At 66.3% G+C, this 19822-nt stretch carries 17 protein-coding genes; 12 read left to right on the top strand and 5 right to left on the bottom strand.

Features of this window, described 5'->3' with window-relative positions; translation table 11 throughout:
• Positions 1-112: 112 nt before the first annotated feature.
• The gene (gene pgi / locus P0Y64_02850) at positions 113-1606 is read right to left on the bottom strand and encodes a glucose-6-phosphate isomerase (GenBank protein WEK44950.1); all 1494 of its coding nucleotides are present in this window, start codon (positions 1604-1606) and stop codon (positions 113-115) included.
• A 111-nt stretch (positions 1607-1717) separates the two neighbouring features.
• On the opposite strand from pgi, the gene lepB reads away from it, so the two are divergent.
• The 3 genes from lepB (at position 1718) to era (ending at position 4216) form a co-directional block, all read left to right on the top strand.
• A complete protein-coding gene (gene lepB / locus P0Y64_02845) occupies positions 1718-2575 on the top strand; it encodes a signal peptidase I (GenBank protein ID WEK43785.1) in 858 nt (285 codons plus the stop codon).
• Between the two features lie 23 nt (positions 2576-2598).
• Positions 2599-3258 carry a ribonuclease III gene (rnc, locus tag P0Y64_02840; GenBank protein WEK44949.1) on the top strand — a complete coding sequence of 220 codons (660 nt, stop codon included), beginning with the start codon at positions 2599-2601 and terminating at the stop codon, positions 3256-3258.
• 64 nt (positions 3259-3322) lie between these two features.
• The gene (gene era / locus P0Y64_02835; protein WEK43784.1) at positions 3323-4216 is read left to right on the top strand and encodes a GTPase Era; all 894 of its coding nucleotides are present in this window, start codon (positions 3323-3325) and stop codon (positions 4214-4216) included.
• Here era and P0Y64_02830 read toward each other — a convergent pair.
• Positions 4183-4914: an NAD-dependent deacylase gene (locus P0Y64_02830; GenBank protein WEK43783.1), complete on the bottom strand. Its 732-nt coding sequence runs from the start codon at positions 4912-4914 to the stop codon at positions 4183-4185. The genes era and P0Y64_02830 overlap by 34 nt on opposite strands.
• A 72-nt stretch (positions 4915-4986) precedes the next feature.
• Here P0Y64_02830 and P0Y64_02825 point away from each other — a divergent pair, with 72 nt between their 5' ends.
• Positions 4987-6960, top strand: coding sequence for a S9 family peptidase (locus tag P0Y64_02825; protein ID WEK43782.1), 1974 nt, complete (start codon positions 4987-4989; stop codon positions 6958-6960).
• Positions 6961-7020: 60 nt separating this feature from the next.
• Here P0Y64_02825 and rpsD read toward each other — a convergent pair whose 3' ends face one another.
• Positions 7021-7635, bottom strand: a complete 615-nt coding sequence (rpsD, locus tag P0Y64_02820) for a 30S ribosomal protein S4 (GenBank protein WEK43781.1) — start codon at positions 7633-7635, stop codon at positions 7021-7023.
• A gap of 166 nt (positions 7636-7801) precedes the next feature.
• Entirely contained in the window at positions 7802-8017 is a 216-nt protein-coding gene (locus P0Y64_02815; protein ID WEK43780.1) for a hypothetical protein, read from the bottom strand.
• Positions 8018-8131: 114 nt separating this feature from the next.
• On the opposite strand from P0Y64_02815, the gene P0Y64_02810 reads away from it, so the two are divergent.
• Genes P0Y64_02810 through P0Y64_02800 form a run of 3 tightly spaced genes read left to right on the top strand, consistent with a single transcriptional unit; the run spans position 8132 to position 12014 of the window.
• Complete coding sequence (locus P0Y64_02810) at positions 8132-8431, top strand: chorismate mutase (GenBank protein WEK43779.1); 300 nt, start codon at positions 8132-8134, stop codon at positions 8429-8431.
• A 56-nt stretch (positions 8432-8487) separates the two neighbouring features.
• The gene (locus P0Y64_02805; GenBank protein ID WEK43778.1) at positions 8488-10950 is read left to right on the top strand and encodes a DegT/DnrJ/EryC1/StrS family aminotransferase; all 2463 of its coding nucleotides are present in this window, start codon (positions 8488-8490) and stop codon (positions 10948-10950) included.
• A complete protein-coding gene (locus P0Y64_02800) occupies positions 10947-12014 on the top strand; it encodes a glycosyltransferase family A protein (protein ID WEK43777.1) in 1068 nt (355 codons plus the stop codon). Before P0Y64_02805 ends, P0Y64_02800 begins: the two co-directional genes overlap by 4 nt.
• On the opposite strand, the gene P0Y64_02795 is transcribed toward P0Y64_02800, so the two are convergent.
• Positions 11996-12637, bottom strand: coding sequence for a murein L,D-transpeptidase catalytic domain family protein (locus P0Y64_02795; GenBank protein WEK43776.1), 642 nt, complete (start codon positions 12635-12637; stop codon positions 11996-11998). The two genes, P0Y64_02800 and P0Y64_02795, sit on opposite strands and share 19 nt — an antisense overlap.
• 172 nt (positions 12638-12809) lie before the next feature.
• On the opposite strand from P0Y64_02795, the gene P0Y64_02790 reads away from it, so the two are divergent.
• The 5 genes from P0Y64_02790 (at position 12810) to P0Y64_02770 (ending at position 19773) form a co-directional block, all read left to right on the top strand.
• A complete protein-coding gene (locus P0Y64_02790) occupies positions 12810-13946 on the top strand; it encodes a nitronate monooxygenase family protein (GenBank protein ID WEK43775.1) in 1137 nt (378 codons plus the stop codon).
• 108 nt (positions 13947-14054) lie between these two features.
• Positions 14055-16331: a phosphoenolpyruvate--protein phosphotransferase gene (ptsP, locus tag P0Y64_02785; GenBank protein ID WEK43774.1), complete on the top strand. Its 2277-nt coding sequence runs from the start codon at positions 14055-14057 to the stop codon at positions 16329-16331.
• 116 nt (positions 16332-16447) lie between these two features.
• The gene (locus P0Y64_02780) at positions 16448-17392 is read left to right on the top strand and encodes a helix-turn-helix domain-containing protein (protein WEK43773.1); all 945 of its coding nucleotides are present in this window, start codon (positions 16448-16450) and stop codon (positions 17390-17392) included.
• Positions 17393-17457: 65 nt separating this feature from the next.
• Entirely contained in the window at positions 17458-18378 is a 921-nt protein-coding gene (locus P0Y64_02775; GenBank protein ID WEK43772.1) for a YbgF trimerization domain-containing protein, read from the top strand.
• A gap of 258 nt (positions 18379-18636) precedes the next feature.
• Positions 18637-19773 (top strand): acyltransferase, encoded by a 1137-nt coding sequence (locus P0Y64_02770; protein ID WEK43771.1) that lies wholly within the window; start codon positions 18637-18639, stop codon positions 19771-19773.
• Positions 19774-19822 lie beyond the last annotated feature (49 nt).

Below are 19822 nucleotides of genomic sequence, written 5' to 3'. Positions count from 1 at the left end.
AGTCTGCTTGGTGACCCGGCACCAGCCCGCTCCCCCACCCGGCCTCTCATCAAGGATATTCTGTGGGAGGTCGGGTGGGGGAGCGGGCTGGTGCGGCCCTAAGCGATACGGCTCAGCCCAGCCCGGCGCGGCGGATCAGATCGTCGGTGGAGGGGTCGAACGTGCCGCCGCCCTTGGCCGCCGCCTTGGCCATTTCCTTGCCCAGCTCGACGCCGAACTGATCGAACGAATTGATGCCGAGCAGCACGCCGTTCACGAACACGCGATGTTCGTAGAAGGCGATCAGCGCGCCCATCGTGCGCGCGTCGAGCTGATCGAGCAGCAATGTCGATGACGGCCGGTCGCCGGGATAGGCGCGCGCCGGATCATCCGGGTTGGCCTTGCCCTGCATCAGCGCCGCACCCTGCGCGAAGGCGTTGAGCAAGAGCTGGCGGTGATGCTCCTCCGGCAGCGTGTCGGCCTGTTCGATCACGCACAGAAACTCAACCGGCACGAGATGCGTGCCCTGATGCAGAAGCTGGAACACCGCGTGCTGCGCATCGGTGCCCACGCCGCCCCAGGTAATCGCGGCGGTGGGATAGGTGACCGGCTTGCCATCCACCGTCACGCCCTTGCCGTTCGATTCCATCTCAAGCTGCTGGAGGTAGCTCGGCAACAGCCGCAGCCGCTCGTCATAGGCGAAGGGCGCGCGCGTCTCGGCGCGGCGAACCTGCGTGTAATAAAGGTCGGCGAAGGCGGCGAGGGCGGGGGCATTTTCGTGCAAGGCGGACAGGCGGAAGTGGCGATCCATCTCCGCCGCACCTTCCAGCAATTCCTCGAACTGGTCCCAGCCGAGCTTGATCGCGGCCGGGAAACCGATCGAGGACCACAATGAATAACGCCCGCCGACGCCTTCGCTGAACGGCAGGATGCGGGTTTCGTCCACCCCCCATTCGATCGCCTTGTCCGGGCTGGCGGTCAGCGCGATGACCCGGCCGTAAGGATCTTCGACGCCGTGCTCGGTCATCCAGGCGATCACGCTTTCGGCGTTCATCATGGTTTCGGTGGTGGTGAACGTCTTGGACGCGACCACCAGCAAGGTCGTCGCCGGATCGAAGCGTTCGAATACGTCTTCCAGCGCCATGCCGTCGATGTTCGAGACGATCGCGACATCGTAACGATCCGAATCGCGCCCGAGCGAATCGACCAGCAGATGCGGCCCGAGCGCGGAGCCGCCGATCCCGACATGGAGGATATAGCGTACCGGCCCGAATGCCTCGGCCTCGATCGCGTCGATCAGCGCCCGCATCCGCGCGTGATAGCTCCGCGCGCGGCTCACGCTTTCAGGATTGCCCTCGCCGCGTTCGGCGGTGTGTTCGACCGGGCGATCCTCGGTAACGTTGACATGCGCGCCGCCGAACATCGCCTCGCGCTTGCCGGCAAGGTCGCTCGATTTGGCCAGCGCCTCGAACGCCGTCACCATGTCTGCGGTCAGATGGGTCTTGGACAGATCGAAGTGGATTCCCGCCACGTCGAGCGAGAATCGCTTCAGCCGATCCGCGTCGTCGGCGAACAATTGGGTGAGCCTTGCCTGCGGCAATGCCTCGATCGTCGACCAGTCCGCCATCTTCGTCATCCTGATTTTTTGCGTTGTAGAAGGCCGAACCGCCGTTACCGACAGAGCGTTCCACGCGCCAGCGGCTTGACGCAGGCGCGGGCATAAGCGACGCCGCGCCTTATGGCCGATCAGGATACCCCGCCCGACGATATTCCGCAGCCGATCGGCAAGGCGCCGGCAGGCGCGCCGCTGAAGAAGAAATCGGAAACCGGCGACACTTTGCGCTTCCTCGTGAAGCTGGCGATCGTCGTATGGCTGTTCCGCAGCTTTCTGTTCGCGCCTTTCTCGATTCCCTCCGAATCGATGCTCCCACGCCTGCTGATCGGCGACTATCTGTTCGTCTCGAAATGGAATTACGGTTATTCGCGCTGGTCGCTGCCGTTCGGCTTCCCGCCGATTCCGGGGCGGCTGCTCGGCGGCACGCCGACGCGCGGCGATACGGTGGTGTTTCGCGGGCCCCCGGCCAATGATCATGACGTGATCAAGCGCGTGATCGGCCTTCCTGGCGATACCGTGCAGATGCGCGGGGGCGTGCTGATCCTCAACGGCCAGCCGGTGCCCAAGGATCATCTCCCCGATTTCATCGTGCCGCTCACCCCGAATTACGGCGCGGACAAGTGCCAGCCGCAGTTTCAGGACGTGCAGAACGGCCAGCAGATCTGCCGCTATCCGCGCTTCCGAGAGACGCTGCCGGGCGGCCGCTCGTATGAAGTGCTCGATATGGGGCAGTCGATCGCCGACGATACCGAGCTGTTCACCGTGCCCGCCGGCCACGTTTTCCTGATGGGCGACAATCGCGACAATTCCAAGGATAGCCGCTTCAGCCAGGCGTCGGGCGGCTTCGGCTATGTCCCGCTTGCGAATGTCGAGGGCAAGGCCGTGGTGATCTTCTGGTCGACCGATGGCTCGGCCAATTGGTTCCTGCCGTGGACGTGGATCACCGCGACCCGCTGGAACCGGATCGGAGGCGGGTTCTGAGCGGGGCCGCGACGGGCGACGATCTGGCCGATTGGCTCGCCGAGGCGCTCGGGCATCGCGCGCCCGATCTGGCTGACTACGAACGCGCGCTGACCCATGGCAGCCGATCCGACGCCAATTACGAGCGGCTGGAGTTTCTCGGCGATCGCGTGCTCGGCCTCGCGATCGCGGAGTGGCTTTACGAATGCTTTCCGGGCGAGCCGGAAGGCGCGCTGTCGAAGCGTTATAACGCGCTGGTTACCGGCGCGGTCTGCGCGGATGTGGCGCGTGGGCTGGGCGTGCCGGCGCGGCTGCGGCTCGGCAAGCAGGCGCGCGATGACGGCGCACACGACAGCGACAATGTGCTGGGCGATGTGATGGAGGCGCTGCTCGGCGCGCTCTATCGCGATGCCGGGTTCGATGTGGCGCGTGCGGCGATCCGCCGGTTGTGGGCGAAGCGCATCAGCGCCGACGCGGCCGCGCCGCAGCATCCGAAATCCGCGCTTCAGGAATGGGCCGCCGCGCACCAGCGCAAGCCGCCGGTTTATGAGGTGGTCGATCGCTCCGGCCCCGGCCACGCGCCGCGCTTCACGGTGAAGGCGATGATCCCCAAGCTCGCCGACGCGCTGGCCGAGGGGGGCAGCAAGCAGGAAGCGGAAACCGCCGCGGCGCGCGCTTTGCTGGCCAAGGTAAATTCGCGGTGACGCAGTCGCCGCTCGCCCCGAGCTTGTCGAAGGGCGTCCTGACACAAATATGGAAATACCAGATATGACCCAGTCCTGCGGCCTAGTCGCCGTCGTTGGCGCGCCCAATGCCGGCAAGTCCACGCTCGTCAACGCGCTGGTCGGGCAGAAGGTGGCGATCGTCAGCCCCAAGGCGCAGACCACGCGCACCCGCCTGATGGGCGTCGCGATCGAGGGCGATACGCAGCTGTTGCTGGTCGACACCCCCGGCATTTTCGATCCCAAGCGCCGGCTCGATCGCGCGATGGTCGCCGCCGCGTGGGGCGGCACGGAGGGGGCGGACGTGCTCGCCTTCGTCGTCGATGCCAAGGGCGGCCTCGCGCCCAAGGTGATCGAGATCGCGGAACGGCTGGCCGACCGCCCGGAGCCGCGCTTCCTGATCCTCAACAAGGTCGATCTGGCGGACAAGCCGCGCCTGCTGCTCCATGCCGAGAAGCTCAACGCGCTCGTGCCCTTCGTGGAGACGTTCTTCATCAGCGCATCGACCGGCGACGGCGTGCCCGAACTGAAACGGGCGCTCGCCGGCGTGATGCCGGAGGGGCCGTGGCATTATCCCGAGGATCAGGTTTCGGACGCGACCGAGCGCGCGATGGCGGCGGAGGTGACGCGCGAGCAGCTTTATCTCCAGCTCCACGCCGAACTGCCTTATGCCAGCACGATCGAGACCGAGAAGTTCATCGATCGCGAGGATGGCTCGGCGGAGATCCACCAGCAGATCCTCGTCGAACGCGCCACCCAGCGCGCGATCGTGCTCGGCAAGGGCGGCACCCGCATCCGCGAGATCGGCGCGCGGGCGCGTGCGGAACTGGCGGTGTTGTTCGATCGCCCCGTCCACCTTTATCTCCACGTCAAGGTGAAGCCGGGCTGGGACGAGGATCGCGGCGTCTATCGCGATATCGGGCTGGACTGGGTGGACTGAAGCGCCAGCGTGTCGGCCACCCATGCCGGCACCAGCTCTGATGCCGGGCCGAGCCGCGTTTCGCCGAACCACCCGCTCCCGGCCGACGGTTCCAGGTTGAGTTCCAGCGTCGTCGCGCCGTGATAGCGCGCGGTCTGCACGAAACCGGCGGCGGGATAGACCGCACCCGATGTGCCGATCGATACGAACAGGTCGCACGCCGCCAGCGCGCGCTCGATCGCGTCCATGTGATAAGGCATCTCGCCGAAGAACACGATGTCCGGGCGCAGCGCGGGCGTCTCGCATGTGGCGCATGGCGTGCCGGGGGCGAGGGCGTTGCTCCATTCGGCGCGTGCATCGCAGGCCGCGCATAACGCCGAGTTCAGCTCTCCGTGCATATGGAGCATGCGCCGCGCGCCGGCGCGTTCGTGCAGATCATCGACATTCTGCGTGACGACCAGCAGCTCGCCCGCCCATTCGCGATCGAGCCGCGCTAAGGCGTCATGCGCCGGATTGGGCATCACCCGCCCCAACGCCGCACGCCGTTCGTCATAGAAACGATGCACCAGCCCCGCATCGCGCGCCAGTGCCTCTGGTGTGCAGACATCCTCCACGCGATGCCCCTCCCATAAGCCCCCCGGCCCGCGGAAGGTGGCGAGCCCGCTCTCCGCCGAAACGCCGGCGCCAGTGAGGATCACGATATTGGCGACATTTCGCATTCCGGTCTCGTTGCTCGCGCTTGCACTGCCCGAAAGCGACGATAGCATGTTGGAGGGGAAAATGGGGGGATCATGAGGAAATCCGTATATCTGGCCGGTATCGCGCTGATCGCCGCGCCGGCACAGGCCGAGCCGTCGCGCGAGGCGAAGGCGTTTGGCGCGCGCGAATATATTCAGGATATCAGCCTGTCGCCGGACGGGAAGAAAGTGGCAATGATCCAGGCGGATGGCGCGCGGGGCGCGGTGCTGACCGTGGCGGATTTCAGCTCGGCCGCGCCTAAGCCGATCCTGCGAACGTCGGGCATGCCCGAGCAATTGCAATATTGCCGGTGGACCACGCCGAGCCGGCTGATCTGCCGGGCCGATCTGCAGATCCAAAGCGTGGGGAGGCTGATCGGCTTCTCGCGGATGGTTGCGCTCAACGATGATGGGAGCGGCCTGAAGGAACTTACTAAGCGCCCGGACAACGATCGCGCGCTGCGCATCATGCAATTTGGCGGTTCGGTGATCGACTGGACCGGCGATGGCAAGGGGGCTGCCATCCTGATGATGCGCGATTACGTGCCGGAAACCACCATCGGCACGAACGTCAAGAACGAACGGGACGGTCGCGGCGTCGATCTGGTCGATACGGTATCGTTGGGGCGCAAGACGGTGGAACAGCCGCGCTCCAATGCGGTGGAATATATCAGCGACGGCCTTGGCGATGTGCGGATACTTGGTACGCGAGGCGAGAAAACGAGCGGATATAGCGAAGACAGCATCGCATACAGTTTTCGCAAGCGCGGCGAGCGCAACTGGCAGCCGCTGGGCAAATACCGGCTCGGCCTGAGCGGCGGAGCGGGCTTTAACCCGATCGCGGTCGATTCTGCGCTCGATGCGGTTTATGGTTTCGACGATGCGGATGGGCGGCAGGCGCTCTATCGGATGTCGCTCGACGGCAATTTCAAAAAGGATCTGGTTTTCGCGCATCCCGAGGTCGACGTCGACGATCTGATCCGGATCGGGCGGCAGCGGCGCGTCGTCGGGGTGTCGTGGACTACCGATCAACGCCACGCCGAATTCTTCGATTCCGAACTGGCGAAGCTTCGCACCGCATTGGGCAAGGCGATCCCGAACGCGCCGCTGATCCGCTTCATCGATTCCAGCGCCGACGAGAAGCAATTGCTGCTCAACGCCAGCAGCGACAACGATCCGGGCCGTTACTATCTGTTCGACAAGGCGACGCGGACGATGGGGGAGGTGATGCCCGCGCGTCCCCAATTGGCCGACATGACGCTCGCGAAGATGAAGCCGGTCAGCTATCGCGCGGCGGACGGCACGATGGTGCCGGGTTATCTGACGCTCCCGGTGGGAAGCACAGGCAAGAACCTGCCCACCATCGTGATGCCGCATGGCGGCCCCGGCTATCGCGACGAATGGGGTTTCGACTGGTTGGCGCAGTTCTTCGCCGCGCGAGGGTTTGCAGTGCTCCAGCCCAATTTCCGCGGTTCATCCGGCTATGGCGACGCCTGGTTTAAGAAGAACGGTTTCCAGTCTTGGCGTACGGCGATCGGCGATGTGAACGACGGTGGCCGCTGGCTGGTGCAGCAGGGCATCGCCGATCCGGGCAAGCTGGCGATCGTCGGCTGGTCCTATGGCGGCTATGCGGCGCTGCAATCGGCGGTGCTCGATGGCAATCTGTTCAAGGCGATCGTGGCGATCGCGCCGGTCACCGATCTGGAATCGCTGCGGAGCGAGGCGCGGGACTATACTTCCTTCCCGCTGGTCGATCGTTTCATCGGCAATGGCCCGCATGTCCGTGAGGGATCGCCGGCGCGCAACGTCGAGGCGATCAAGGCGCCGGTGCTGCTGTTCCACGGCGATCAGGATGCGAACGTGCGCATCGCTGAATCGCGGCTGATGGCGGGCAAGCTGCGCGATGCGGGCAAGCCGGTCGAACTGGTCGAGTTCAAGGGGTTGGATCACCAGCTCGACGATTCCGCCGCGCGGACGGAGATGCTGGACAAGGCCGACACGTTCCTGCGTGCGTCGCTTCATATGTAGCAGATACGAAAAGGGCGGCCCCGTCGCCGGAGCCGCCCTTTCGTTACCCGATGGGCCAGATCAGCGCGAGTAGAACTCGACGACCAGATTCGGTTCCATCTTCACCGGATAGGGCACTTCGTCGAGCGCCGGCACGCGGATGAAGGTCACCTTCGCGTTGCCGTCCTGCGCGACATAATCAGGCACTTCGCGCTCGGCGAGGCCCTGTGCTTCCATCACCAGCGCCATTTCCTGCGCCTTCTTGCCCAGCGAGATTTCGTCGTTGAGCGCGCAACGGCGCGAGGCGATGTTGCACTTCACGCCGTTCACATAGATGTGGCCGTGGCTGACGAGCTGGCGCGCGGCGAAGATCGTCGGCGCGAACTTGGCGCGATAGACGATCATGTCGAGGCGACGCTCGAGCAGGCCGATCAGGTTCTGCGAGGTATCGCCCTTCATCCGCGCGGCTTCGTCATAGCAATGGCGGAACTGCTTTTCCGTCACGTCGCCATAATAGCCCTTGAGCTTCTGCTTGGCGCGGAGCTGGATGCCGTAATCGGACATCTTGCCCTTGCGGCGCTGACCGTGCTGGCCGGGGCCGTATTCACGCTTGTTGACCGGGCTCTTCGGGCGACCCCAGATGTTTTCGCCCATCCGGCGGTCGAGTTTGTACTTGGCGCTGTTGCGCTTCGACATGATCTTTCCTTACAATCTGCGAACTACGTTGCTCCCGGTATCGCTCTGACGTTCCACATGAGGAAACGCAGGGCCACCGCTTCACCGGGGATACGGGGCCGAATTGCGAAGGCGCGCGCCTAGCGGGAGGCGCACGCGGAGTCAAGAAGCGGGCGCGATCGCCGGCCTAGCGAGCCGGCGCGGAACTGCTGCGATGGAAGTCCTCAAGCGACTGCTGGGCATCATTTTCCTGCTGTCGCCATTCGGCGGCGGTGCGACAGACGCGCTTCCCGCCGACCCGGCTGCCCGTTTCCTCATAATAACGGCAGGTGACCTTTTCGGGCGGCTTTTGCGGGGCGGGTGCGGCGCCCGGCGTCGTGGTGGCCTGCAACAGAAGCAGCATGCTCGCGATCATTGTTCATCCCCCCGGCCTGTTTCGCCGCGAGAATGTGGCGTCGGGCAGCCGCCGTCAATCGCATGACTGGACAGCGCCGCCGCCGCCCGTCACAGCGCGCGCATGACCATCCTTCCGGGACAGCAATGCACCACGATGGCGCAGGTGCGCGCGGGCGTCGATCAGGTCGATCGTGAGCTTGTCGCGCTGCTGCGTCGCCGTTTCGACTATATGGACGCCGCCGCGCGGATAAAGCCGGAGCGGGGCGCCGTGCGCGATGAGCCGCGCAAGGCGCAGGTGATCGCCAATGCCCGCGCCGTCGCCGAAGCCGCCGGGTTGCCCGGGGATGAGATCGCCGCGCTGTGGGATGCGCTGGTCGAGGCATCGATCGCTTATGAGTTGAAAGCGTTCGACCGCCGCTAACGGCTCTTTAGGGGGCGCCGTTGCATGAGCGAATCTCGAAAGGATTCGCCCGACCGATGCAGCGCCTTCCCCTCATCTCTCCCAACCCGCCGCGCATGGCGGAATATCTGGCTGCGCTGGAACGGATCGAGGCGTCCGGCATCTACAGCAATTTCGGCCCCGAAGCGCGTCGCTTCGAGGATGCCGCGGCCGCGCGGCTGTTCGGCGGGCGTGGCGCGTGCCTGACGATGGCCAATGCGACGCTCGGCCTGATCCTCGCGCTCAAGGATGCGGTGGGCGAAGGGCAGGGCCGTTATGCGGTGATGCCGGCGATGACCTTCGCCGCCACCGCGCAGGCGGCATGGTGGGCGGGGCTCACGCCATTGGTATGCGATATCGATCCGACGGACTGGACTGCGTGCGCGGCGGCGGAGGAGCGGCTGCTGCATCAGCATGGCGATCGCATCGCGGCGCTGGTGCCCTATGCCACGTTCGGCCGGGCGATCGATCTCGATCGCTATGTTTGGCTGGCGAAGCGCTATGACGTGAAGGTGGTGATCGACGCCGCCGCCTCGCTTGGCACGACCGATGCTGCGGGCGAGAGCTTTGGCAGCGATGCGCCTTTCCCGGTGATATTCTCGATGCACGCGACCAAGCCGTTCGCGGTGGCGGAGGGCGCGCTGATCCATTGCGGGGATCGCGACACGATCGAACGGTTGCGCGCGATGGCCAATTTCGGTTTCGCCGGCGCGCGCAGCGCCAGCGTCCCCGGCCTGAATGCCAAATTGCCGGAGGTGCTCGCCGCGATCGCCAGTGCGAAGCTGGAGACGTTCGAGGCGACCTGTGCCGCGCGCGAAACGGTGGCCGCCGCCTATCGCGCGACGATCGGTAATCGTTACGCGATCCAGCCGGCGCCGGTCGGGCGGCAGGCGTTGGGTTTCTTCCAGCTCCTGCTGCCACCCGGCACCGATCGGGCGCGCGTCGCCGCCGCGCTGGATGCGGACGGCATCGGCAGCGGCGCCTATTTCAGCCCCCATATCGGCCAGCAGCCATGGGTGCGGCAGGTGGCGATGATCGAACCCACCCCCGTGGCGGACGATGTCGCCGCGCGCATCCTCTCGCTGCCGCTCAGCGATACGATGACGGCGGCGGATGTCGAGCGGGTGATCGCGGCGCTCGATCGCGCCTGCGCCGCGCCGCATGTCGTCGCTTCCGCCGAGCCGTCGCGGATCGCGGAGACATTGGTGGTCGGCGGCGGCCCGGCGGGCACCGCCTTGCTCACCGCCGCCAGCAAACAGGGCCTGCTCGCGGCGCTCTCGCCGGGGCTGGTGCTGGTAGAGCGTGATCTGGCGATCGGCGGCGGCCAGCTCGGGCGTTATGCGATCACGTCGGATTCCACCGCGCAGACGTTCCTCACCGCAGTCACCGACAATCATTATCCGGAGATCGCCGCGCTCGCGGAGCATCCGGCGGCGTGCGCGGTGGGCAGTTATCGCGATGCGCTGGGCGTGCCGCTGGCCGAAGTCGGCCCGCTGCTCCGCGCGACGGGGGATCGGCTGCACCATCTCGTCACCGAAAATGGCGGGACGATACTCACCGGGCATGAGGTGATCGCGATCCGCCGTGACGGCGACGGGCTGTGGCGCGCGCGGCTGCGCGAGGTGGCGACGGGCGCGGAGCATGAGCGGGTCGCCCGCAATGTCGTGATCGCCACCGGGGGGCACCAGCCGCTCGATCGGCTGGTCGGGCAGCGTGTCGCCGGCGCATCCCTGCCGGAACTGGCGCGGCATCGGCTGGTCCAGTCCGATGATGTGCTGACGGTCGGCGGGTTCGAAAAGGTCGCCGATCTGCTCGGCAACACCCGCGCCCCGCGCATCGCGGTGATCGGCGGATCGACCAGCGCGCTCGCCACCGTCGCGCTGCTGCTCAAGCGACAGCCCGCGCTGCCGCTTGGCGCAGGCGCGATCACGCTGTTGCACCGCCGCCCGCTGCGCCCCTTCTATCACTCGATCGAAGCGGCCGAGGCGGAAGGGTTCGACGATTTCGGGCCGGGGGACATCTGCCCGGTATCCGGCTTCGTCTATCGGCTCGCCGGTTTCCGGCTGGAGGCGCGCGAGCTGGTGTTGCGGATGTTGCGCGTCGATGGGCGAGAGCCCGATCCGCGCGTCACGCTTCACCGCATTGGCGATGACGAGGCGCGTGCGCGCGAGGTGATCGCCAGCGCGGATCTGGCGATCGCCGCGCTTGGCTATCGTCCGCGCGCGCTGCCGATCGAGCAGATCGACGGCACGTCTTTGGCGCTGGCGGCGGACGATGGGCGGCCGATGGTCGATCGCCATTGCCGCGTGCTTGATGCGGGCGGCGTGGCGGTGCCGGGGCTATACGGCATCGGGCTCGCGGCGGGTTTCGTGCCATGGGGGCGGCTGGGCGGTGAGGCGAGCTTCGTCGGGCAGGCCAACGGGCTGTGGCTATGGCAAAATGACGTCGGCATGATGATCGTCGAGCAATTGCTGGCGAGCCGCGGGCGCCGCGCCGCGTGAACCCGCCGACGGTCAGCGTCATCATGGCGGCGTATAACGGCGCCGCGCTGATCGGCGAGACGCTGGAAAGCCTCGCGACGCAGACGATGGGCGATTTCGAGGCGATCGTGGTCGACGATCGCTCGACCGACGATACGCTGGCGGTGCTGCGCGCATGGCCCGACCAGCGGGTCCACGTGATCGCGCTGGAGGAAAATGGCGGCCCGGTCCGCGCGCGCAACCGCGCCTTCGCGGAGGCGCGCGGGCGCTATATCGCGGGGCTGGATCAGGATGATCTCTGCCGCCCACAGCGGTTCGCGCGACAGGTCGCCTATCTTGATGCCAATCCGGATGTGGCGCTGGTCGGCAGCGACACGGCGGTGCTGACCAATGGCGCGATCCGGCCGCCGCGCCACCCCGCCAACACCACGCCGCGGCTCACCGAATGGTTGCTCAGGATCGAAAATCCGCTGGTGTGGTCATCGGTGATGATCCGCGCCGATGTCGCGCGCGGGCTGGAGCCGTTCACCCGGCCGGAATTGCTCTATGCGGAGGATTTCGACCTTTATCACCGTATCGCCCGGCGGGGACGCGTCGCGCGGGTCGATGCGGACCTGCTGATCTATCGCCAGCACGTCGGCGGTGCGTCGCAGCGTTTCGTCACCACCATGACCGAGAGCGCGACACGGGTGCTGGCGGAAGCCTATGCCGACGTATTCGGCGATGGCGCGGGGGAGATCGCGGCGCTGGTGGCGCGCAACCTGATGGGCCGCGCGCCCCCGCCGGATCGCGCGACGCTTCGCCGGCTGGGCGAAGCGATGGCCGCGCTACAGGAGGATTTTCTCGCCCGTCGCGCGTGCGACGCGCATGATGTGCGGCTGATCCGCTGGGAAACGGCGCGGCGCTGGGCGGCAGTGGCGCGCGCCGGGTTGCGCGCCGGCACGTTATCGCTCGGTGACGCGCTCGCGGTGCGGCCGCCGCACATGGGGCTGGGCTATGCCGGGTTCGAGGAACTGATCGTCGCGCGCGTTATCGGCAAGATGCGCCAACTCACGCGGCGCACGCCTCACACCTTCGCGGCGTAGATCATCCGCCCCGGCCCGAGCCGCTCGAACACCTCGGCCAGTTCGTGCTCGCCGACTGCGAAACACCCCTGGCTACGCCCGAGCATCCCGCGCGTGTTGATCATGTCGCGATTGGCATACCATGCGCCATGGACGACGATCGCGCGGGCGAGCGCATTGTTGTTGGTGGGATCGAGTCCGATCAGTCGCTGCGACCGGCCGTGCTTGCCGACATAATAGTCCGAGGCGAGGAATGCGCCTTCCGAAGAGGCGTTGGAGCCGTCCTGATTGGAAAAGCGATGCAGGAAGCCGGTATGCGCGGGATCGGACCCGCTGCCGTGCGCGACGAGCTTGGAGAGGCTGGCCCCGCTCGCGAGGTCGATGAAATGGAAGCGCGGCTGCGCGGAGGGCGCGCTGAAATCGACGATCGCCATCCGATCGCGTTGCAGGCGATTGCCATGACGCTCCAGCGCGGCAAGCGCGCGACGCATCAATTCGGGGTTTACGGTGCGCGGAGAGGTTAGCGGCATCGCGGGGAGCGAGGCGGCGCCCACGGCCTTTGGCAACATCGCGCCGGCGAGGATCAATCCCCCGGTCTTCAGCAATCCGCGACGTGTATGCGTCGCGCTGTCAATCACGCTCATCGGTCGGTCAAATCCCCACACCCGCTGAAACCGATATAATGACGATTTTTTACGATTTCATCACCCCGTGGCTCAATCTGGCCCGTCATTAGCTTGATCCGTCGCGCGTCGGGCTCTTTCCTTTTCGTTCCGGCATCGCGAAACTGCCGCGAAATATTGGAGGGGAATCGCGATGCGCTCACCGGTCTGCGTCATGCTGGGGATCGACTTTCCTCTGCTCGCCTTCAGCCATTGCCGTGACGTGGTGGCAGCCGTCAGTCGCGCGGGCGGGTTCGGCGTGCTGGGCGCGACGGCGCATACGCTGGAAAGCCTTGAGGCGGAGCTCGCGTGGATCGACGCGCATGTCGACGGCAAGCCTTATGGCCTTGACGTGCTGATCCCCGAAAATCTCGTCACCGGCGGCGCGAAGGGCATCACGCGCGCCTCGCTCGCCGAGAAAGTGCCGGAGCAGCACCGCGCCTTCGTCCGCGATCTCGCGGGGCGACATCACGTCACGGTGCCGGAGGAGCGCGCGGACAGCAATGCGCCCGCGCCGTTCGATCCCAATGTCGCGCTGGAAATGCTGGAGATCGCCTTCCGCCATCCGATCAGGCTGATCGCCAACGCGCTCGGCGTGCCGCCCAGGGCGATGATCGAGATGGGGCGGGCGCATGGCGTGCCGGTCGCCGCGCTGGTCGGTGCGAAGGAACATGCGTTGCGACAGGTCGCCGCAGGGGTCGATATCGTCGTCGCGCAGGGCGGCGAGGCGGGCGGCCATTGCGGCGAGGTATCGACCATGGTGCTGATCCCGGAAGTGGTCCGCGCGCTGGAGCAACACGGCCATGGCGGCGTCCCGGTGCTCGCGGCTGGCGGGATCATGACTGGCGCGCAGATGGCGGCGGCGATGGCGATGGGCGCGGCAGGCGTCTGGACCGGATCGGTGTGGCTCGCCACGCCGGAGAGCGAATGTTCGGACGTGTTTCGCGAGAAGATGGTCGCGGCCACCTCGCGCGATACGGTTCGTTCCAAAAGCCGCACCGGCAAGCCCTCGCGCCAGCTCCGCTCGGCATGGACCGATGCGTGGGAGGGGCCGGATTCACCGGGGGCGCTGCCGATGCCGTTCCAGTCCCTCATCAGCGAACCCGCGATCCGCGCAGCCGATCGTGCGGCGGAAAAGGGCGACGCCGCCGCGCGGGAGATGGTGACATATTTCGTCGGACAGGGCGTCGGGCTGGTCGATCAGGTGCGCGGAGCGGGGCAGGTGGTGCAGGATTTCAAGATGGAATTCGCCGAGGCGCTGGAACGAATGACGGGGTTGGTGGCGGAATAGCGTCGCGATCCTGGGCCGGGACCGCGCGGTCAGAAAAAATTCCATTTGAATGGGCCCGCAACATTTTGTTGCGTGGCACCCAAGTCTCCGCTCTGATAGCTGGCGCCTATGCAGCTATCCGCCGCCGCCTCCGCCCGCGAGATCCTCGTTCGTCTTCACGATGTCATGGCCGCGCGTACGAATGCGCAGGCGAAGCTCAATCAGGTGGTGGAGATTATCGGCGGCGCGCTGCACAGCGAGGTCTGTTCGATATACCTGCTGCGTGAAGGCGTGCTGGAATTGTTCGCGACGCGCGGGCTGGATACCAGCGCGGTCCATGTCACCAAGCTTGCGCTGGGTGAGGGGCTGGTCGGCACGATCGCCGGCGATGTGGAGGTGCTCAACCTCGATGAAGCCGCGAGCCATCCGCATTTCGTCTATCGCCCCGAAACCGGGGAGGATCGCTTCCAGAGCTTCGCCGGCGTGCCGATCATCCGCCGCGAGCGCGCGGTCGGCGTGCTCGCCGTACAGCACACCGAAGCGCGCAAATATGCCGATGTGGAGATTGAGGCGCTCCAGACGGTCGCGATGGTGCTGTCCGAACTGATCGCGAATGCCGGGCTGATCGATGAGGCGGGCGGGCGCGGCGACGCGCGGCAGCAGTCCACCGCCAGCATGCGCATTCCGGGGCAGAAGCTCGTCGACGGCATGGCGGTCGGCTATGCCGTGTTCCACCAGCCGCGCATCACGATCGAGCATACCGTCGCGGAGGATACCGAGGCGGAGCGCCACCGCGTCTATGCCGCGTTCGACAAGATGCGCGAGCAGATCGAGCGCATGACGCGTGAGGCCGAGTTCGGCGTCGGCGGCGAGCATGACGAGGTGCTCGCGACCTATAAGATGTTCGCTTACGACGAGGGCTGGGGCCGCCGCATCAACGAGGCGATCGATTCCGGGCTGACCGCCGAGGCGGCGATCGAGCGCGTCCAGCAACGCACCCGCCAGCGGATGCGCCAGATCGACGATCCGCTGCTCGCGGAGCGGATGCACGATCTGGAGGATCTCTCCAATCGTCTGTTGCGCATCGTTTCGGGCCAGATGGGCACCGCCGCGCAACTTGGTTTGCGGCGCGACACGATCCTGCTCGCGCGCAATCTCGGCCCGGCCGAATTGCTCGAATATGATCGCCGCCGGCTGAAGGGCGTGATCCTTGAGGAGGGCTCGCTCACCGCGCACGTCACGATCGTCGCGCGGGCGATGGGGGTGCCGGTGCTTGGCCGGGTGCGCGACGTGCGACGGTTGATCGCGGATGGCGATCAGTTGCTGCTCGATGTGAGCGAAGGCTCGGTCGTCGTGCGTCCCTCCACCGCGATGGAGGAGGCGTTCGACGCGAAGCTCGCGTTGCGCCAGAAGCGCCGCGCCGCTTATGCCGCGCTGCGAGAGGTCGCGCCGGAGACGAAGGACGGCGATCGCGTCACCCTGATGGTCAACGCCGGGCTGCGTGACGACGTGGCGTCGCTCGATCTCACCGGCGCTGACGGGATCGGGCTGTTCCGCACCGAATTCCAGTTCCTCGTTTCCGCGACCCTTCCCTCGCGCGAGCGCCAGCAGCGGCTGTATCGCGAGGTGCTCGACGCGGCCGGCGATCGCCCGGTGGTGTTCCGCACGATCGATATCGGCGGCGACAAGGCGCTGCCCTATCTCAAGGACAATCCCGCCGACGAGGAAAACCCGGCGATGGGCTGGCGCGCGCTGCGGCTCGGGCTGGAGCGCGAGGGGCTGATGAAGGTGCAGGCCCGCGCGCTGCTGGAGGCTGCGGCGGGGCGCACGCTCAACGTGATGTTCCCGATGGTGTCCGAAGCATGGGAGTTCGACGAGGCGCAGGCGCTGTTCGAGGCGCAGCGCGAATGGCTCGCCACGCGCGGGCGCCGGCTGCCTAATGAGATACGCTATGGCGCGATGCTGGAGGTGCCGAGCCTCGCCTATCAGCTCGATCTGCTGCTGCCGAAGCTCCAGTTCCTGTCGGTCGGCACCAACGATCTGACGCAATTCCTGTTCGCCGCCGATCGCGCCAATCCCAAGCTGGCCGAGCGTTACGACTGGCTCTCCACCTCGATCCTGCGTTTCTTGGCAAGCGTGGTGGAGCCGGTGCGCGCCGCCGGCGTAACGCTCACGGTATGCGGCGAAATGGGCGGCCGCCCGCTGGAGGCGATGGCGCTGCTCGGGCTGGGGATCGAGCGATTGTCGATCACCCCGGCGGCGGTCGGCCCGATCAAGGCGATGATCCGTTCGCTCGATCGCGGGGCGGTGATGGCGGAGATGAACCGGCTGCTCGTTGCCCCGCCACGCGATTTACGCGCGGCGTTGACGGAGTTCGCCATCGCGCGAGGCGTCGAATTGGGCTAGATGATGGACCAGCGACGGGCCGGCGCGATTGACACGCAAGTCCGGCTTTGGGACACGTCACTTAATAGCGGGCCTGAAGTATTGGGCAGGGTCGCGGCCCGCAGCCGGAGATATCGATGACCGACGCCGCCACCGGCGAACAGACGACGCTTTTCCCCCGCCCGGTCGGGGAGCGATTGCGTAGCGCGCGAGAAGCGCAGGGGATGACGCTGGCGGAAATCGCCGCGCGCACCCGCGTGCCGCAGCGCCACCTCGAAGCGATCGAGAGCGGCGATTACAATTCTCTTCCCTCGCCCACTTATGCGGTGGGGTTCGCGCGCGCTTATGCCCGTTCGGTTGGGGAAAATGAGGTCGAGATCGCCCGCGAAACCCGCGAGGAGGTTGCGCGCACGGGTCGGCCGACGGCGCAATATCAGCCTTATGAGATCGCCGATCCGGCGCGCGTGCCGTCGCGCGGGCTGGTGATCGTCGCCGCGGGCATCGCGCTCGCGGTCGTCGTCCTCGCCGTGTTGTGGTTCGCGGTGGGCATGTGGCGCGGGAATGGCACCGGCAACGAAACCCCGGCCGCCGCGCCGGCCGTTGCCGTTCCGGTTCCCGCTCCGACGCCCTCCGCCGCCGTCGCCCAGGCCGGCCATGTCTCGCTCACCGCCAGCGATGCGGTGTGGCTGCGCGTCTATGATGCCGACAACAAGACGCTGTATCTCGGCACGATGAAGGCCGGCGATCGCTATGATGTGCCGACCGACGCGAAGGATCCGAAGATCAACGTCGGCCGCCCGGACAAGCTCACCGTCACGCTGAACGGCTCGGCGCTGCCGCCGCTTGGCGATGGCTCGCATCCGATCAAGGATGTCGCCGTCAGCGCCGCCGCGCTCGCCGCGCGTGCCGCTGGCGCGCCGGCCGCCGCCACCGTTGCCCCGACGCCGACGCCGACAACGACCGCTCGGCCCAGCGCCGCCGCCGCGCCGGCTGCGCGTCGCCCTGCGGCGTTCGTCGATCCGGCGCCGCGCGCGCCGGACGCGAATCCTGATCCGACGCCGCCGCTCGGCGCGCGGGATTGATCGCGACGATAGCAATGAAGTCTTGGTTGGCAGGGGGCGCATCGGCGCCTCAGGGGATGACGGCGATGCGCAAGATGGTGTTGTTGGCAGGTGTGGCGATGTGCTGGGCGGTGCCCGCTGCGGCGCAATCGGGGCTCGATGGCCGCGTCGGCAAGCTCGAAAGCGAAATGCGCGCGGTGCAGCGCAAGGTGTTCCCCGGCGGCGCGGGCGCCGTGCCGTCGATGGAGCCGCAGATCACCGGCGCGCCGGCCCCCGGCCGCGAGATCGGATCGCCGGCAACCCCGGTGATCGCCGATCTCACCCAGCGCGTCAGCTCGCTCGAAGGGCAGATGGCGTCGATGACCGGGCAGATCGAGCAGACGCAATATCGCATGCGCCAGCTGGAGGAGCAGTTCGCCGCCTATCGCAAGGAAGTCGACGCGCGTTTCGGCAGCGCCGGCCCCACGCCGGGCATGGGCGGACCGGTTGAAAGCGTCGGCACCGCCCCGAGCGCGTCGCCGCCCCCCGGCAAGAAGCCCGATGCCCCCGCGCCGGCTGCCGGCAAGGATCCGGCGCGCGCGAAGCTGGTCGCCGCTGTCGAAAAGCCGTCGACCTCGCAGCCTGATGAAGACGAATATATCTACGGCTATCGGCTGTGGCAGGCGAAGTTCTACCCGGAAGCGGCGACGCAGTTTAAGAAGGTCGTCGCCGATTATCCCCGTTCGCGCCGCGCCAGCTATGCGCAGAATCTGCTCGGGCGCAGCTATCTCGATGATGGCAAGCCGAGCCTCGCGTCGATCGCTTTCTACGACAATTACAAGAAGATGCCGGATGGCGAGCGCGCGCCGGAAAGCCTTTTCTATCTCGGCCAGTCGCTGATGAACCTCAAGAAGCCGGCCGACGCATGCAAGGTCTATGGCGAATTGACCGACGTGTACGGCACGAAGATCAGCGCGCAGATGCAGGCGGACATCACCCGCGCGCGCGCGACCGCGAAGTGCAAGTGACGTGCGCGGGCGCTTGAGGCGCCCGTTTGAAATTGGGTGTGCGGCGCCAAAGGGCGCGCATGTCGGCGCAATGATGTCGCTTTGACTATATCGTGGCACGGGGGGAACCTTGTGCCACGACCTTCGCCGTCAATGGGCCTTGCTTTCTTGCCCGTAACCCGCGGTCGCGCGTCTTCGCGTTTGGTTGCCCAGATCTGTCAGGCACCGCCGAAGTAAAAGTGCGGGGGGTTGTTAACACTCGGCAGATAAGCCGCGGTTATGCGCTCTTCGACTGGCCAGCACTGGATCGCGCTCGATCACGTTCGTGCGGTCGCGGCGTTTCTCGTGTTCACCTGGCACTTCATGCATTCGACCAATGGCTACCCGGTAGCAGTGGAGGGCGCGCCGGCATTCTTCCCCTTGGCGATACTGGACGAGGGGCACACCGGTGTCGCGCTGTTCATGACGTTGTCGGGCTATTTGTTCGCCAAGCTCCTTGAAGGTCGCGCGGTTCGTTATCCGCTGTTCTTTTTGAACCGCGCCCTGCGGCTTGCGCCGTTGATGGTCGTGGCGATCCTCATTGCCGATCTAGACCGATATCTGCGCACCGGGGAGGTGGCGGTGGTCGCGCCCTTCGTAACGGTGGCGGCGGGTTTCGTCAGCCTTGCGCCGCTCGCTAACGGGCTGTGGTCAATCGTGGTGGAGACGCATTTCTATTTGGTCCTGCCGCTCCTGATGATGATCTCGCGCGACAATCGCTGGGCGCTGTTGATCGTGGTCGGCGCGGCGCTTGCTGTGCGACTTGGATCATCGCCGCTGGGCGAGAATGCGCGCGAAGCTTCTTACTGGACGATTTTCGGCCATATCGACCAGTTCATCCTGGGGATTTTCGCGTTCCAGAATCGCGCGATCGTCCGTGGGCGGCATCGACTGGCCGCCGTTACCGCGCTTGGCTTTGCGTTGTTCTATTATTGGTTCGACGCCGCCGGAGGTTTGTATGGCATGCGGGGCGAGGGCTGGCACGCGCCTGTCTGGGCTGTACTGCCGACGATCGAAGGAGCGGCCTATGGGCTGCTGATCGCCTATTACGATGCCAGCTTCCGCCCGCGTGATACCGGCGTATCGCGACTGATCGGCAAGGCGGGCGCCTATAGCTATTCGATCTATCTGCTGCATTTTTTTGTCGTATTCCGCATGGCGCGCTTCATCGACGAGCACATCATGGGCCTGTCGAATTTCTATATCGCCTGTCTCTGGTCGTTGGTGTGCTTCGCGTCGATGGTGCCGTTCGCGCAATTGTGTTTCCGCTGGATCGAGGCGCCGTTCCTGAAATTGCGTCGGCCCTATTCCCGGCCGTTATCGCCGCGCGAGCCGCCGGCTTTGGCGATTGACGGAAGCGGCGCTTCGGAAGCTTAGCGTCGGCCTGAGCAAGGCTCGGAATCTCCTGCCCTGGAGGTTGGGCCTT

Source organism: Candidatus Sphingomonas colombiensis (assembly GCA_029202845.1).
Classification (GTDB): Bacteria; Pseudomonadota; Alphaproteobacteria; order Sphingomonadales; family Sphingomonadaceae; genus Sphingomonas; species Sphingomonas colombiensis.
The sequence above is the reverse complement of the archived record's forward strand: the minus strand, read 5'-3'. Positions and strand labels throughout refer to the sequence as shown.